This window comes from Alteromonas sp. 4NH20-0056, assembly GCF_057539655.1.
Genome location: NZ_BAAJLS010000001.1, coordinates 552,848 through 569,945 on the forward strand (window position 1 = coordinate 552,848; position 17,098 = coordinate 569,945).

General features: G+C 45.0%; 10 protein-coding genes. 5 read left to right on the forward strand and 5 right to left on the reverse strand.

All coding sequences use genetic code 11. From position 1 onward, the window contains the following. Positions 1–11: 11 nt before the first annotated feature. The 4 genes from AC27EZ_RS02485 to AC27EZ_RS02500 all read left to right on the forward strand — a co-directional run bounded on the left by AC27EZ_RS02485 (position 12) and on the right by AC27EZ_RS02500 (position 7,131). On the forward strand, positions 12–2,762 hold the full coding sequence (locus AC27EZ_RS02485) for a TonB-dependent receptor (protein WP_487133784.1): 2,751 nt from the start codon (positions 12–14) through the stop codon (positions 2,760–2,762). Positions 2,763–2,897: 135 nt separating this feature from the next. Next, on the forward strand, positions 2,898–4,199 hold the full coding sequence (locus tag AC27EZ_RS02490) for a glycoside hydrolase 5 family protein (RefSeq protein WP_487133785.1): 1,302 nt from the start codon (positions 2,898–2,900) through the stop codon (positions 4,197–4,199). A 316-nt stretch (positions 4,200–4,515) separates the two neighbouring features. Continuing rightward, on the forward strand, positions 4,516–6,618 hold the full coding sequence (locus tag AC27EZ_RS02495; RefSeq protein ID WP_487133786.1) for an LruC domain-containing protein: 2,103 nt from the start codon (positions 4,516–4,518) through the stop codon (positions 6,616–6,618). Between the two features lie 9 nt (positions 6,619–6,627). After that, positions 6,628–7,131: a hypothetical protein gene (locus tag AC27EZ_RS02500; RefSeq protein ID WP_487133787.1), complete on the forward strand. Its 504-nt coding sequence runs from the start codon at positions 6,628–6,630 to the stop codon at positions 7,129–7,131. 33 nt (positions 7,132–7,164) lie between these two features. Here the strand turns inward: AC27EZ_RS02500 and AC27EZ_RS02505 are convergent, their stop codons facing one another. The 4 genes from AC27EZ_RS02505 to AC27EZ_RS02520 form a co-directional block, all read right to left on the reverse strand. Further along, complete coding sequence (locus AC27EZ_RS02505; RefSeq protein WP_487133788.1) at positions 7,165–10,872, reverse strand: AAA family ATPase; 3,708 nt, start codon at positions 10,870–10,872, stop codon at positions 7,165–7,167. After that, the gene (gene sbcD / locus AC27EZ_RS02510; RefSeq protein WP_487133789.1) at positions 10,869–12,152 is read right to left on the reverse strand and encodes an exonuclease subunit SbcD; all 1,284 of its coding nucleotides are present in this window, start codon (positions 12,150–12,152) and stop codon (positions 10,869–10,871) included. The genes AC27EZ_RS02505 and sbcD overlap by 4 nt, the downstream gene beginning before the upstream one ends. Positions 12,153–12,297: 145 nt before the next feature. Continuing rightward, complete coding sequence (locus tag AC27EZ_RS02515; protein WP_487133790.1) at positions 12,298–12,972, reverse strand: 2OG-Fe(II) oxygenase; 675 nt, start codon at positions 12,970–12,972, stop codon at positions 12,298–12,300. Positions 12,973–13,049: 77 nt separating this feature from the next. Further along, on the reverse strand, positions 13,050–14,285 hold the full coding sequence (locus tag AC27EZ_RS02520; RefSeq protein WP_487133999.1) for a TMEM143 family protein: 1,236 nt from the start codon (positions 14,283–14,285) through the stop codon (positions 13,050–13,052). A gap of 151 nt (positions 14,286–14,436) precedes the next feature. Here AC27EZ_RS02520 and AC27EZ_RS02525 point away from each other — a divergent pair, with 151 nt between their 5' ends. Next, entirely contained in the window at positions 14,437–15,039 is a 603-nt protein-coding gene (locus AC27EZ_RS02525) for a YigZ family protein (RefSeq protein ID WP_487133791.1), read from the forward strand. 70 nt (positions 15,040–15,109) lie between these two features. Here the strand turns inward: AC27EZ_RS02525 and AC27EZ_RS02530 are convergent, their stop codons facing one another. Beyond that, positions 15,110–17,026 (reverse strand): M1 family metallopeptidase, encoded by a 1,917-nt coding sequence (locus AC27EZ_RS02530; protein WP_487133792.1) that lies wholly within the window; start codon positions 17,024–17,026, stop codon positions 15,110–15,112. Positions 17,027–17,098: the final 72 nt, after the last annotated feature.

Consider the following 17,098-nt stretch of genomic DNA (forward strand, 5'->3'; position numbering starts at 1 on the left):
GGAATTGAGCAATGAAACGATTTAATAATGTACTCACTAATTCAGAGCACGGATACATGAAAATATTCAACGGTAAGTCATCAACGCTATGGTGCAACGCATTGTTCTTTGCAATAGCAGCCTCTGTAAGTAGTGCATCAGTACTTGCACAAGAAGCTGAGACACAAGTCGAAGACAAAGAGAAAGACGTTGAAAGAATTGTGGTTACCGTTGAACGCCGCACACAAGATTTGCAAGATTTAGCGGGCACCGCATTTGCCTTCTCTGGAGAGGACCTAAAGTCTCAAGGTATTCAAGATATTACTGATATTGCAGAGTCCATTCCCGGGCTTGAAATTGGTAACAACCAAGGTAATGTAGAAGTGTGGATACGCGGTATTGGTAGTTCAAACAATACAGAACTTGGCGACCCTGCCGCCGCAACACACTTAGATGGAGTGTACATCCCTCGCCCCTCTGGGATCGGCTCCGCGTTCTTCGATATTTCTCGTGTAGAAGTTAATGTAGGCCCGCAAGGCACGCTCCGAGGTCGTAACGCGACCGCCGGTTCTGTGAATATTATTCCTTGGCGACCGGCAATTGGGCAATGGAACGGCAGCGCTGAAATTGAATTTGGAAACTACAATCAGCGCGCGATTACCGGCGCATTGAATATTCCCGCTACGGATAAGCTTGCCTTTCGTATTGCTGGAACCAAGGTCGACCACGATTCGTATTACAACGATGTAGGGCCACTTAATCTAGAGCTTGCTGAAGCCGCGGATAACCTTGGACTTCGCTTTCAGGCGCTTTACGAACCAACTGACGACTTAAGCATTTACTTATCTTATGATTATGCTAGCGAGCAGGGTACGGGTTATACGGGCACAAACTATGCACTTCCTCTAGGTTTAGGTATCGACCCTGATGATATTGATGACCCTCGAGATGTGGTTGGCCGCGGCTTCTCTCCCATTCAAGACACCGTTCATGACGGATTTAAGCTAGAAGTCACATGGGATTTAGGTAATGTGTTGCTTGAATACAATGGAAGCTATCGCGACTTGCTTTATGATTATCAAGCGGCAACCCCGCTATCTCCTGATTTTCCTGGTGTATTTGATGCTTTGGCCCCCCTTGATCAAGCGTTAGACGATTTTTCTCGTTTTCAGTTTTTAACTGACTCAGAGTCGACTATTCATGAACTACGGCTACTATCAGATGATGATGCCAGTCGCCTAACCTACACCGCAGGCATATTTTTGTTTGATGAACGGCAACAAACATTTTTAGCCTCTGCCGGCGACCGTGGAGGGTTCTTCCAAGGTGCTGAATTTAATCAGCCAAATACTGATACCGACTCACTGTCTGTGTATGCCGATGCAACCTATGAATTTAGCGCTGATACTCGTTTTACGGTTGGTATACGTTACACCAAAGACACGAAAACACGTCAAGGTGTCAATGCACGTTATGCGTTTGCCTTGGGTGGGTTTGATGTTAATACCGGTAACCCATTCGGTTGTTGTATGGGCGCGCGCGTAGGCACAGAAGGGTTTGAATTTGCTGGTTTTGGCCGCACCATTTATAACCCAGACCAAGATGGCGATGGCGCAGTGTCTGACGCAGAATTCTTAAACTTTTATTTTGATGGTATTGCCCAATTTGGCGACCGCGACACCCTTGACGATATCTTTGCAAACGGCGTAACGCAAGGCGGCGCAGACGTCCGCCCAGCATGCTCAGACAGCGATGTTACCGACAATTTAATCTGTAACCAAGATGGTACACACTCCTTCGCCGTACCCATCTCGCCCAATAACTCAATCACAGTACAAGACGGCCGTATCGACAATAACTTTGTTGATTGGCGTTTACGTATCGAACATGATCTCAATAATGATCAGTTAGTTTATGGCTTAATTGCTACTGGTCATAAGTCAGGTGGCTTCAATGACACGTTCAGTGATCCCACAACAGGGCTTACTTTAGCACCAACGTATCAAGAAGAGAGCGTGACCTTGTTTGAAGTGGGCTCAAAGAATGAGTTTGACCTGGGTGACGTTCCAACTACGTTTAATTTTTCAGCGTTTTATAATGATTATCAAGATCAAGTGTTTACTAACTTACTGTCTGTAGAGCAAGCCCTTGAATTCAATTCAGGTGCGCCTGTCGACCCGCTTGACGCTACACCTGGTGCATTGGTTGTATCATTTAGCTTCAATGCCGCTGACTCGGCCATTTATGGTATGCAGTTCGACGGCAAGTTTGAACTACCCCACGATATCAATCTAAGCTGGACAGCGTTATGGTTAGAGGCTGAGATAGAAGACAGTCAAGACATTCAGGACTCGCGCTTCCAAGCTGACGTTGCGCCAGATGAAGCAGTATTCCAATCTATTGACGGGAATCGACTACCACGCACACCACGTTTTCAGCTTAATGCAAGCCTTAGCCAAATCTTTGATATTGGTCCGGGAACCCTAGATTATGTGGTATCAGCGGGTTGGCGCGACGACCAGTTCCTTACCATTTTCAATAGTGTCGATTATCAGAACCCTGACAACCCTCGTCGTCGATTGGATGATAGTGTCGATGCTTATTGGACGGTAGATGCTGGTTTAGGTTACACCCACGGTGAAGGAGCACTGCGAATAGAGGCGTTCGCAAACAACCTGTTTGATGAAGTACGCACTGCAGCGACTATTATTACTCAGTTTGATAATACGCGCTTCTTTACGCGCCCACGTACCTTTGGTGTGCGTATGCGTTACACTTATTAGGGTTTAAGATTTACGGTACATCAGTGGGTGTACCGTAAATCGTCTAGAAATATTCGAAGAAGATGTTGAACATATCTGGAGGGCTATTGGATAAGCCTTTCTAGGTTCATTTAACACGCAATAAGGAGTGATGCAGTGCACGTTTCCCCCTCTATAAAATCCGTTACACTTACCCTGCTTTTCTCATTATTTTCACTGCCCATTTTTGCTGATCCTTTGCATGTCGAGATTGTGAAGTCGAGCGACGGTAGCTATGCATTACATCGAAATGGCAAGCCATACCAGGTTAGAGGGGCAGGTGTCGATGGTGCTGACATTGAAACATTAGCTGCATATGGGGCAAATTCTATTCGTACCTGGTCAATAGACGGCGGTAGTTACCCTGCTTCGGTTCTGCTCGACAAAGCGCACGCATTAGGCATGACGGTATCACTGGGTATTGATTTTGCGCGTGAGCGGCACGGTTTTGACTACAACGATGCACAGGCCGTAGCAGAACAACTCTCACAAGTAAAAGCCGATATAGTGAAGTACAAAGACCATCCAGCGTTACTTACCTGGTTTATTGGTAATGAGTTGAATTACGATTTTACCAATCCAAAGGTATACGACGCGGTCAATGAAGTGGCGACATTGATTAAGACGTTAGACCCTCACCACCCAACGACTACCACACTTGCCGGCTTTGATAAAAAAGCGATGGATGCCATTACCAAGCGCGCCCCTGCCTTAGACTTTGTTAGTTTTCAACTTTATGCTGACGTAGTAAATCTACCTAAATACGTTGCCTCATATGGCTACACTGGCCCCTATATGATTACAGAATGGGGCGCTGTTGGGCATTGGGAAGTATTTAAAACGAAATGGGGCGCGCCTGTTGAAACCACCAGCTCTGAAAAGGCTAGTAACTATGCAAAAAGTTACCTAAAAGCTATTGAGCCACAATCCCAACAAGTTATCGGAAACTATGTGTTTCTGTGGGGGCAGAAACAAGAACGAACCAGTACATGGTATGGCATGTTCTTAGACACCGGCGAGCGTACTGAAGCAGTCGACGTTATGCACTACATTTGGTCCGGTCAATGGCCAAAAAATCGTACGCCTAGAGTTAGCCCTATTGGATTAGATGGACAAGTAGCCTTCGACAATGTATTCCTGTTTAAAGGCGACCGCTATGAAGCAACGCTTAATGCGGTAGACCCAGATGGCGATGAATTAACGTTTAAGTGGGAAATCCGCAAAGAGTCGACAGCCACCGAGGTGGGAGGCGACCGCGAAATAGTGCCCGATACAGTAGAGGGGGTTATTGAAAACCCTACCTCTCAAAAGATTTATTTTGAAGCCCCTGAAGAAGCAGGACCTTACCGCTTGTATGCGTTCGTATATGATGGTGAAGGAAATGCAGCGCATGCAAACTTCCCCTTTTTTGTTAAATAGTAAGCCTGCCGCCGTTGCGTTGCTTCAACGCGTATAAACTGAACATACGGCGAAAAGATGAAAGGAGAGCGAGTGCGTTTTCTCACTCTCCCGTATTGCGAATTCCTCCGTCTTTACCATTTTGCAAATTGAAAATATCCGCAGTTAGCATCTCATTTCTTTAAGAAAAAAATAATTACCCACTCAAGAGGAATCTTCATAACTTATTGATTAATAGATAAATAACGAGACCCGCCGCGCAAATAAGCCAGAATATTTCTATTTGGCACACAAATTGTAACGGTTAAAAAAACAAGCAATTATTATTGGTGGCTCTATGAGAAATAAACACAAATTAACAGGCGCGCTTTTACTATCGCTTCCTGCACTTCACGTTTCTGCAGATGCATTTGACAGCTGCCCTTCACAAGCCTTTTTAATGCAAGATACTACTGCCAAGTTATATGGCGTGAACTTGGTCACGGGTAATGTCGATTTACTCTCTAGTAACTTAGGAACCAATAACCGAATCAATGGCTTTGGCTTTAGTAACCATGACCGTTACTTATACGGTTGGGGTTATCAGGATAAAACTATCGTAAGAATTGGTGATGATTATCAAATTGAGCCGCTTCCACTAACCAATAAGCCCGGCGCAGACTTCTTTGTCGGCGACATTGCGCTGGCTGAAAACGCTTATTACCTTTACAAAAAAGGCAGCAACTATGGTTTGTACCGCGTCAGCTTAGATCAAAATGATGATGACTACCTCGATGTTCAGCGCGTGATTGATGGCGGAGCGTTGTCGCTGTTGATTTATGATTTAGCTTTTCATCCGTTTGATGGTTTTGCTTATTCCGTTGATAAATACGGTGACTTGTATCGCATTGACGTCGCTAGCGGCGATGCATCAAAGGTAAGTAACGTGGGGCAGCGCGGAACGTTTGGTGCAGTGTATTTCGATGTAAATGGAACGTTTTATATTAGCCGTAACCAAGACGGAAATATATTTAGGATTGTTGTTGACGACGTTAAGCCACAGGCGGAACTCTTTGCCTATGGACCAAGCTCTGGTAACAATGACGGAGCGCGCTGTGCGATGGCGCCTATCGTCGATGAGTCTACACCTGCAACTACCGATTTTGGTGATGCACCCGACTCTTATTCAACCTCTATTTTCAATAATGGCGCCAGACATGGTGTAGTTGAAGGCATTCAGCTTGGTAGTGCGATTGATGCGGAGTACGATGCTAACGTGTACCCCAACAACGACGAAGACACCAATGGGGACGAAGACGGTGTAAATTTCATTACGGCGTTTGAAGCGGGCCTAGATGGTTTTATGCAAGTCACGGTTGAAGGCGATGGCTATCTGAGCATGTGGGTCGATTGGAACCAAAATGGTCAGTTTGATGCGAATGAGCAGTTAATCGCTGATAAAAGCCTCAGCACCGGAACCCACTATATATTTGAGGAAACACCGCTGAATGTCACCTCAGGTGTAACGTGGGCAAGGGTACGATATACCACAACCAGTGGCGTTGGTCCTAATGGCGGAGTAACAGACGGTGAAGTTGAGGACTATCAGGTCGCCGTTTTAAACCCGGGTAACAGCCTAGTGACCAACACACCATACTTCTTAGCCTTTGAAGATAACTGGCCTGAAACCGGTGATTATGACTTCAATGATGTGGTGATCCGACTCGATTCTTCAGTGATAGTTTCACAAGAAGGTAATGTTAAAAAACTAAACCTTGAGGGCGAACTCACGGCGATGGGGGCATCTTACAACAATGGTTTTGCCATCCAGCTTCAAGGCATCAAAAACGATGATATCGACGCAACGAGTATCCGTTTTGAAATAAATGGTGTATCGGCAAAGGTAGACTTGCTAGAAGAGGGCAATGACGATGCCGTATTGAAAATAAGTGACGACTTGTGGGATCACGTTACGGCGGGTGGCTGCTGGTTCTATAAAACGGAACAAGGATGCACATCTCAATACGAATTTACATTTGTCATATCACTACAATTTAATAACGAGATAGCACTAAGTAATTTTCCACAGTCGCCCTACAAGCCGTTTATTTTCGCAACCGAAGATACCTATCACGGCGATGCTTTTTCAGGAAACCCGGGCAGAAGCTTAGAAATCCATCTAAAGAACAAAATACCCACCGCGCGTGCTGAGAATTATTTCGGCTTAGCCGAAGACAAATCAAACGTACCTGCTGGCCTTACCTATCAAACTGAGACTGGCTTACCATGGGCAATAGCAATAAATGCTAGTACCTATACTAACTGGCTTCACCCGCAAGAATACGTCGATATTTTAAGAGCCTATCCAGATTTTCTAGACTTTGCGACGAGCAATGGCGCGGAAAATAAGTCATGGTTTAAAAAAGAAAATGCCGATTTATCTAAAGTTTATTCTTATTAGGAGCGACCAATGAAATATTTATTACTCGTACCAACAACTGCTTTATTGGTAGCCTGCGGTTCAGGAGGCGGGGATGGCGGTTCTACTACGGCAAGTAGTAGCGCTCCTCCTGCTCCAGCTCCGGTGAGTGCACCTGCGCCTGCACCAACGCCGCCTCCAGTATCAACGGTGCCGCCATCTGAGATGGAAGATGTAGTCGTAACAAAAACGTTCGACTTTATCGGCAAAGATGACTTAACGATTCAAATGTCAAACAATATGAGTGCAGCAAGAGTATATTTAAATGTTTGTAGCGACTATTCAACTGTCTCTGGAAAAGTGAAGGTAGATTATAAAACCTGCCAATTACGTACTACATTACCGTCAGGCTCTACTGAATATAAAATTACCCTTAGTGGTGATACGGAACAACTTATTGCACAGGTATGGGCACTTGAAGAAGGCGCTGTCCCACAGAGCTTTTACTGGTCAGCTTCCAGTAACGCAAACAACTGGGACATTATCGTTAATTAAACCCAGCTCTTTTGCAGTAAGCCCACCACATATCTATGGGCTTACTGCATACGTTTTATCTAAAGCACTTACACCAACACCATTACGCTTAACCACTTTTAGTTGTGTGGGAATGCGTTCTTTCATTGCTTCAATATGGCTAATAACCCCTATCATTTTCCCGCTCGCATTAAGGTTATCGAGTGCGTCTAACGCGACATCTAACGTTTCGGCATCCAGCGTACCAAAGCCTTCATCTAAAAATAACGAGTCGATACTTGTTTTATGGCTAACCAAATCTGAGAGCGCAAGGGCCAGTGCTAAACTAACAAGAAAGCTTTCACCGCCCGATAGTGTTTTGGTGTCACGCATTACATCGCCTTGCCATGTATCCACAACACGCAATCCTAATCCATCATTTTCATTTCTTAATAACTGATAACGCCCGTGCAGCTTGTCAAGCTGCTGGTTTGCAAGCTGAACTAAGTTGTCGAGTGTTAACCCTTGTGCAAAGCGTCTAAATTTATCGCCGCTGGCAGAACCGATTAACGAATGCAAATAAGTGATGTCGTCATAATATGTTTCAAACCTCGCCATTTCGTCCATTAATGTTTGTTGTTTTCCCTGTGCCATATCATTACTCTCTTTCTGCTGACGAAGCTGCCCCTGAGTTGCAAGCATTGCGTCTTTCTCGTGCTGCTTTGTCGTAAGCGTTTCAGACACACTATCAAGCGTAACGTTCGCCCATTGCTGGCCATATTCGTGAGCAAGAAGCTGAGTTTTTTGTTCTACCGCTTTAGACTTCCATACCTGAGCATCGCGCAGCTCGCCTGATAGCGTTTCTTTTTTCAAGCGTAAGGCATTGCTTTCATGTTCAGATAACAGCGCCTGTTTGAACGCCGTAACATCAGGGAATGGGCTGGCGTTTAACTGTTCTGAAAACGCAAGGGTTTGCGCCTCTAACTGTGTGTTTTTAGATTGATATTGAAGCGAAAGTTGATGCGCTTCAGACGTAAGCTGCGTGACACGTTTATCGGCCTCCCCCCTTGCATTATGGGCTATGTCCAATTCTTTTTGCGCAGTGTCTATCGCTTTCTCAGCCTTGCTTCGCGCTTCGCTAATATTGCCCTCAGGAAAAATGGAATCACGCGCTTTACTCAGCGCGTCAATCTTATCGCGGCACGTGAACACCACTGCATTCTCTTTCTCATTTTGCCCTTGCAACTCGTGCACTCGGTTTCGCTGGTGCTTAATGTCATTCTCAAGCTGCTTTATTATTGGCGCTAGGGTCTCGAGCCGCTGTTTTTTCTCTCTGTATATGACCAGTTCGTTTTCAACCTTGTCCAACCAATCAATCAATGACGCGGGGTCGTTTTTGCTCAACGCAGTAACCTCGTTTGCCAAAGTACCCGACGGAATTCCATTGATAAGGTGAACATACGCGTCTTCAGCACGGCTATTATTTAACGCAATATGTTGCTTACATTCGTCTAGCGCCTGTTCATCTTGTGTATCTTTTGCCTCTGCGAGCGTCACCTTGCCAACCACTGATGTCAGCTCGTGTTGAACCTCATCACGCTGCTTTATCTCTTGAGTCAATTTAGTCTGCGCATTATTGATGTATTCAAGGCTGGTATTAATACTCTCTACCTGCTCGCTGATTGATGACTTAAAGCGCGCAATACCAGCATTTTCGTCGATTGATAGTGTGATATTAGATGGTGCGTTTAGTGCGGCAATAATGGCCTCAAAGCGCTTGCTACGCTCAGCGTTAGCATCGTTTAGCACTTGATGTTGGTGTGCATTTTGTTCGATAAGGTATTCCGTGCGCTCTACCTGCTGACGCGCTTCACTACCTTGTCTTTCAATTTCCTCAAGCGCAAGCCGCAAACTATCTCGCCGCTTCACTGTTTCTGGGACATCTACGGATACTGAATTTAGATTATGTTCATTGGCGCCACAAACCGGGCAAGGATGACCTTGCTTAAGCATGGCACGCAAATGTGAAACTTCTTCATCCAGCGCAATCAGTGCGTCGACATCTTTTCGTTGCTTGTTGATGTCTTGATATTGCTCGGCAAAATGATCACGCAGTTTCTGTTGCTCGCGCTTATTTTCTTCATGTTGCTGCTGTTGTTGTATCAATGTTTCCATTTGCGCGCGGGCAGACACGTATTGATGTTGCACGTGTTCGGCTTCAATAATTAACGGCCACTGCTTGTTAAGCTGCGCTAATGTTTTGTTAAGTGATTCAGCGGTTTCACTTTCGGTAGCTGCCGCAACGCTTCGCTGAGAGAACGCCACCGTTTCATTATGAATATCTAAGGCGCTTTGCAGACGTTTTTGCTCTTGCCTTAGCGTAAATATATGTTGCTGACGTTCTTCGCGTTCCTTGGTAAGTAGCATCTGTTTTTGACGTAACGCATTCAGAGCCTCATGCTCGCTTTTTAACTGTTTTGCATTTTCCTTCCAGCCACTTAATTTCTCTCCTACCACGCTATAGTGAGAGGCTCCATCAAGAAAATAGTGAAGCGTGCCCTGTTGCGTTACTTTTTCTTTAAGGTCTTTTTCATATGATGCGATGCTGATATCCAATGTTGATATATGCGCTTGTACCTCAGCGAGCGCGTGCTCTGCCCGCTGTTTATCGGTCAGCAGTGATGCAATCTCATTATCAAGAGGGATAACGTCATCATTAATTCGTTTTTCTAACTGCTTACGTGCTTGTGTAGCAGCTTCAAGCGTAATTTTTTGTGCCTCATAAGCCTTTTCAGCTAATTGATAACCATGGCGTGCTAACGGGATTTGGCTTGATTTTTCGTCGCCTTGTTGCTTGAGTAACTCAACCTCATTAGTTAACTGGGACAGGCTATCAAATGCGGTTCTGAGTTTTTCGGCCGGTTCGCTAAGGGCAAGCTTTTCAAACAGTGGCGCGGCGTCATCATACGCACATTGTGCACGCGTTAGTGCTTGCTCTGCGTGCTCTAGAGACTGGGTATTTTCTGCAAGCGAAACGTGCCATTGCTTTTGTTGCTGTAAAAGAGCAATGTCGCCTTGATGTATCGCCAAGGTGTCGGCGACATCCTTTATGCGTAATTCTAAAGAGGCTAGTGCGTCTTCACTTAAGACGTTAACGCCTTCAAGTTGAAGAGAAAATGCCTTTTTTTGTTGTTTTGCGTCACTAAACTGCTGGTGAATCACCTGTGAAATTTGACCGTATATTTCAGTGCCCGTAAGTTCTTCAAGCAGCTCAGCTCTGTCATTTTCATTAGCGTTAAGAAATGCCGCGAAATCTCCTTGCGACAACATCATCGACTTAGTGAAACGCGCAAAATTCAACCCCGTAAGTCGCTCTATTTCATCGCTCTTAGGCCTTACTTGGGTGGCTAAAACTTTCCCGGTAGCGACTTCTGCCAACTCAACGTCTGCACCTTGGAGATTGCCATCCACCTTGCCCCTTGCCCGCCTCATGCTCCAAAACGCACGATAGGCTTTCCCCTTAATGTCGAACTCGACTTCAGCCAAACACTCTGCGGTTCCCCGCGTCATGATATCGTTTGACGACGCTGAAATGGCTCCCAACCGAGGCGTTTGATGGTAAAGCGCTAAGCATATGGCATCTAGCAATGTGGTTTTTCCCGCGCCTGTTGGCCCGGTTATAGCAAATAGCCCATTTTCTACAAACGGCGATTGAGTGAAATCTATCTTCCACTCCCCTTTCAAGGCATTTAGATTTTTAAGCCGTAACGTAAGTATTTTCACGACTTCACCTCTGCGGGTATATGGCTATTAATTTCGTCTTGGTTACCCTCATTTATCACATCCACCGCTTCTGCGAACAGCACGTTAATACGTTTTAGTCTCGCGCCTTCTTGCGCTTCCTCACTGTCTAGGCTTTCAAGGGCCAGTCTCGCCTTAAATACATCTTCTACCGATAATTCACTTAACTGTATGTTGGGTGTACTTTTAAGTGAAGATGTCGCTTGCTTACGCATACGCTTTAACTGCAATAATTCGGCCGCTTTTCCATCTAGCAGGCTGTGAATACGCTGCTGTAAGTCGGTAAGAAAGTCTTGTGTCTGTACTTCAATACACAACCACACTGGCGCTTCTTCAGTTGCTGCGTTAATCATCTCACTGGCATGAATTTGTTGTTCTATGCCCTTCAGATCCCCTTTAATAACTTGCATCGCTTGAAAAGTCGGAATGGGTTTTGAGGTCAGCGTAGAAAGCTTTCCCTCCTCAAAGTGAGCAATCATCACTTGTTTTTGCGTACTAAGTTCGTCAAAACTGAGTGGAATTGGAGAGCCCGAATACCGAATATGTTCACTACCAGCCACTTTTTGCGGGCGATGAATATGTCCAAGGGCAATATAGTCAGCAGGCGGAAAGCCTGCGGCATCAAATCCTTCAAGCGTTCCGATGTAAATGTCTCTTACGCTTTCAGATTGGCTTACACCCAACGCGGTTAAATGCCCCGTTGCTATGATAGGTACTGCCTTAGACTGCGCAGCCTGCATGGCCTTTGCCTGTGCAAACAAGCTTGCATAATGGCTTTTAATTGCCTCAGCAAGCGCAATCCGCTTATCAGTACCACTTTGTCCCGCGCTGCTTGTTAACACATCGCGAGGGCGTATAAATGGCACAGCGCACAATATCGCCCCCACGTCACCGCTGCGAGTTTTAAGGGTAAACACTTGGTCGCTGTCATCGCCATAAGTACTGGCAATAACATGGCTATTTAAATAATGAAGCAGAGCTTTACTCTCGTTCAGAACCGATACCGAATCGTGATTTCCACCCAGTACAACCAAGGTACATCCAGAGCCTTGAAGCTGGCCTATAAACTGGTGATATAGCTCTCTAGCATAACTCGGCGGAGTGCCTGTATCGAAGATATCACCTGCAACAATGATGGCATCAATGCCTTCCTCCTCTACTACCGCGAGCAACCAAGACATAAAAGCACTGTGTTCCTGCTTACGGCTTTTGGTAAAGAAGCTTTGGCCTAAATGCCAGTCGGACGTGTGAAGTATTTTCATTGCGTTAGGGGAACCATCTGGTAGACGTGAAGAATTATAAAAGCCACGGTATAACAGTGGCTTCGATAATGATATCGCTAAAAGGTATGGTGGTTCAAATCAAGCCTTAAGCATCTCAATTCAAACCGAATTAGTACAGAATGCGTTATTGGGGAGGGTCAATCTTATTATCTATTGATGTATTCACTCGAAACCATCCCGCAATAGAATGCCTGTCTCGTATCGCCGGTAATACTTCATGAGGAAACTCTTCGCTAAGAAACACAACAATCGTGCCCATTAATGGCACTACACGAAGCCCCTCTTTGTCGTGTTCATCTTTATAGAGTACTAACTCACCGCCATCATCGTTAGTCCATCCAGAGTTTAAGTAAGCAACCACTGATAGCACTCTATTTGTTTCACCACGAAACGCATCATAATGCCTTTTGTAGTAGGCGCCTGGCGCGTAATGGGCAAAGTGACTTTCAAACGAGAATAAGCCTAAAAACAACCGCCTATTGAGAAATGCTTGCAACTGAGATGTCCAGTCAACCCACTGACGTCCTTCTGGCGTCTCTCCTGTGATCCAACAAATTTCATCGGTCCTCACAAACTCTGTCTTTACAAAGTCATCGCCTCGTCCGATCCCTGCATTAACGAATTGCTGGTCATTCAACGCTTGTTGACAACAAAGTAGTGCGTCTACCAACGATTCGGGCAGTGCACCTGGGCGTACGCTGAACCCTTGCGTTTCTAAATCAGCGGCAATAAGACCGAATAATGCATCACTAACTACCGAACCATCATCTGCGTTAACATCATGCCGTAATGCAACCAAGTCAATCCCTACCCTTTACCGTTTATAAGTCATTGAGAAAAGCACAGCGAACATCCACTGCGTGCTCGTATGCTATCTCAAATCTGAAAAAGGTTGTCCCAATAATAATCCAGCTCACGAGCACAATCTTTTATCGGACGAGCTTGGTAGGTAAATTTGGTCTTAGTAATGAGCTTCATTGCCAGTAGTTTATCGAGAGCATCTTTTACATCAAAATCGAGCTCACAGTTATGTTGGTTTTTAAACCATTGCTCGATGTTGTTATCTAACGCTTCTGCTGACATGCCAACTGTACCAACGCTAAGTAAAAAGGTGTATGCCAGTATGGCTTCTTTGCAATCTTCTTCTTCGGCAGCGTCAATAAGGGTATGAAATACGCCCGCATTGTTGTCTAGACTTTTAAAGTATAAGTTGTCCGACAGCGCCTTCATAAAACGGATTTTTCTATTTTTGAACTTTGTCCATTCTTTAAAAACAAAGCTTCCCAGGACACCCATACCTATACCGAATGTAATAAGGCTTTGTTTAGTTATCTCGACCTGTTCATCTTTAAACCCTAACCAAAACGCCAGTACCGAGGCCAGCAATAACATTGATGCCCCAAGCTTTGTTACCAACACCACTGCACCGCCAATAGCGGCTGACGCGCCAATAATCACCTTATCTAGCGGCCGCATCCTCACTTCACTATTAGGGAACAACATCTCTAAGTCGGCCTTTGGTACATTTTGGAACAATTTAATAATGGTCGAGCCGGGAGAAAACCCCACCGGCAGCGTCCCTTTTTGTGCGAAGTAGGCATCGTCTTTAAACGTGATATAGACTGCAACGCGGTCATAGTTGGTAAACGTAATCGCTTTTTTACGCAGTCCGAATAGGTGTCGTATTACCTCTGTTTTGACCGATTCACCTCGTCGATAAAACACGACTTCTTGAAAATCATCAAAGCTTACGGCAAGACGTACTTTAAAAAGTGACTCTTCCGTTAACGCTTCCTCTAAATCATGATCGGTCACTTTTTCAAAATTTGCGGCGTTTAGTAAATGGGAAAAGTCACCCGCAAATTTTTTCTGAACCCGCTTTAACGTTTCCGTGTTCACCGACTCAATACTGCGAGTATCTTTATTGGGGTCAAAAAATGCATAACTGCTTTTCAATGACTCAAGCTGTTCATGGTATTGATAGTGAATACGGTTCACGAGCAGTTTGCACACCGTGTCAAATGCATGAATGTCTGTACTATCTGCCAATACAGGCTTACACATTTCGATAATGTCAGCTTTACGATAAGGAATGAAGCGTTCTGAAGGCATGGTTATTGCGCACGACACATTGATGATGATTAGTTGCTGTGAGTAATACCTAAAATCATAAATAATCGCAATGCTAGAGGCGTAAATAAACCTGAGTAATTGGTCTAACATCTACTATCACGCACAATCACATATACGTTACACTACGTGGATGAGTTATCCCGTTCCCGCCAATCAGGTTGAAACCCTGTACGAAATAAAGAAAAGTAAGTTTATTGCTTTTGCAGCCTTTGCTAATTCGCGTGACTTAGCCATGCAGCATCTTGAGCGTGTGAAAGCACACTATCCCGATGCAAGACACCACTGTTGGGCCTACCGGTTCGGCAATCCTGCATCACCGACCAGCGCAGCAATGGCTGACGATGGTGAACCCAGCGGCACGGCTGGAAAGCCTATACTGAACGTATTGCAGCATAAAGATATCGGTGACGTAATGGTGATTGTCACTCGCTATTTCGGAGGCATAAAGTTAGGTGCCGGCGGATTGGTTCGTGCTTATTCGGCATCGGCTCAACAAGCCATTGAACAGCTAAAAATACGCGAGGAAGTAACGCTTCAATTAGTTACCATCGATGTTGACTTCAAACACGAGCAATTTATTCGCCACTTGGTTGAACAACAAGCAGGTGAAATAGCCCACTGCGATTATGGTGGCCACGTTACGATAGACGTTAAACTTCCCCTATCGGCTATACCAGACTTCACCGCTAACGTTGGCGCTATTGCACTTGCAGTGACATTGGAAGATAAATAACCTTAATGGTAGCAATAAAAAAGCATGCTCAAAGAAGCATGCTTTTAGTATTTATTGCCAAGAACACAGGTTAGTTCACAAACCCTTCATTCGCTCTTACCGTTAATGGGTGATACCCTGGCTTCGCTTCTTCAAATGCTTTTTTGGCGAACGCCTTTCCTTCTTTTGTTTTTGCCAATTCACGGTACAACGGCTTAACAAGCTTATTACGACCAATACTAACAAGGTATAAATAAAGCCTGTCATAAGCAGGTTTATATTCGTTTTGCACTGCGATCATAAGCCAGCTGTGCGCAATTTCGTTGTTTTTGCTCGCGGTAAGCGAAAACGCATTATCTAGCTCAGAAAGTTGTGCGTCACTTAGTGATATCGGAAGGTTGTTTAAGAAATATAGCCACTCATGTACCGTCCATGCGTGAGTGTCGATATCTTTGGCCGTCACCTCGTCACGCAACCATGCAGAACGTGTATCATCAATAATGTCAAAAGCATTTGATTCCGGCACTGGCGCGTCTTTGGGAATACCAGGTTGAAATATCCATGTTTGAATACGCGCGCGATCTAATTGATCGGGATATTGTGCCAACAATGTTTTATCAAGATACGCAATAAACGTGTCAGTAGTAATGCTTTTAAACGCAAAATCTTTAAAGTATTGCATTAAGAATGCATCAAAATTAGCACGACCGATACGATGCTCTAATTCGCGCAAAAACAACGCCCCTTTTTCGTAAGGAATGTTTGAAAAGACATCATCAGGGTTTCTACCGCGCAAATCGATAGCCAATATTTCATCGTTATCTTCAAGCGCAGCCACATCGTTTTGTAAGTCTTGGTATCCTAAAACCGCTTCTTTTTTAAAACGGTCATTACCGTAAACCATTTCCATAATGCGATACGTTAAATAGGTAGTGAAACCTTCGTTCAACCACAGGTCTCGCCAGGTTGCGTTTGTTACGGTATTGCCCGACCAACTATGTGCAAGTTCATGGGCAATCAACGACACTAAGCTTTTATCACCGGCTATTACCGTTGGCGTAATAAATGACAGCCTTGGGTTTTCCATACCACCAAACGGGAATGAGGGTGGAAGAATGAGAAGATCGTATCTATCCCACTGATATGGTCCATAGGTTTTCTCTGTTACCTCAAGCATTGCTTCGGTATCTTCAAATTCTTTCGCCGCGCTTTCTAGCAATGCTGGTTCAGCATAAACCCCAGTGCGCGCCCCCATTGGTTTGAAATGTAAATCACCAATTGCCAGAGCAATTAAGTAAGAGGGAATAGGTTGAGGCATTGTAAACCTGTATTCACCGTCTCTTGGCGTGTCCGGATCGTTTGAAGCGCTCATCACGGCTAGCAGCGATGGGGGCGTTTTTATTATTGCATCGTAGGTCACTCTAACCTGAGGAGAGTCTTGTAATGGAATAAAACTACGCGCATGTACTGCTTGTGCTTGCGTAAACAAGAAAGGGTGTTGCTTGCCCGCTGTTTGCGCAGGGGTTAACCATTGTACGCCTGAAGCCTCAGGCGAGGTACTGTAAGCGACCGTGACATGATTTGCCGCTTCAGGCAACGTTATATGCAGTGGTGTACCTAAATCTACATCACGCTCACCTAAATGAAATGGTACATTTTCCCCGTCTACGCTAACTGAGGCGATATCTAACCCTCTCGTATCAAGCACCAATGTGTTATTTGTCGGTTTACTACGGGTAAAATCTAGAGTTACGTCACCTACTAACTGCTTTGCATCAAAATCAGCACTAAGGTTAAGCGACAGGTGAGTGACCTTAATTTCAGAGGGATTTGAGAAAGAGTGATAGTCGACACCCGATGCAATGCGTGATGACGCACCTATGCTTTCTGTGTTTTCTGCCTCCATCTGTGCGGTTGCAGTTTCAGCGTTCATTTCGCTTGTTTGCTCACTACAAGCAAACAATACTGGCGCGCAAACAGCGGCCACCAGCCAATTATAATTTTTCATGACGTTTCCTGTCTTATCGTTTGTCAACGTCATCATAACAAACTTTCAACGCGCGGCGCAGCATAACGGCTG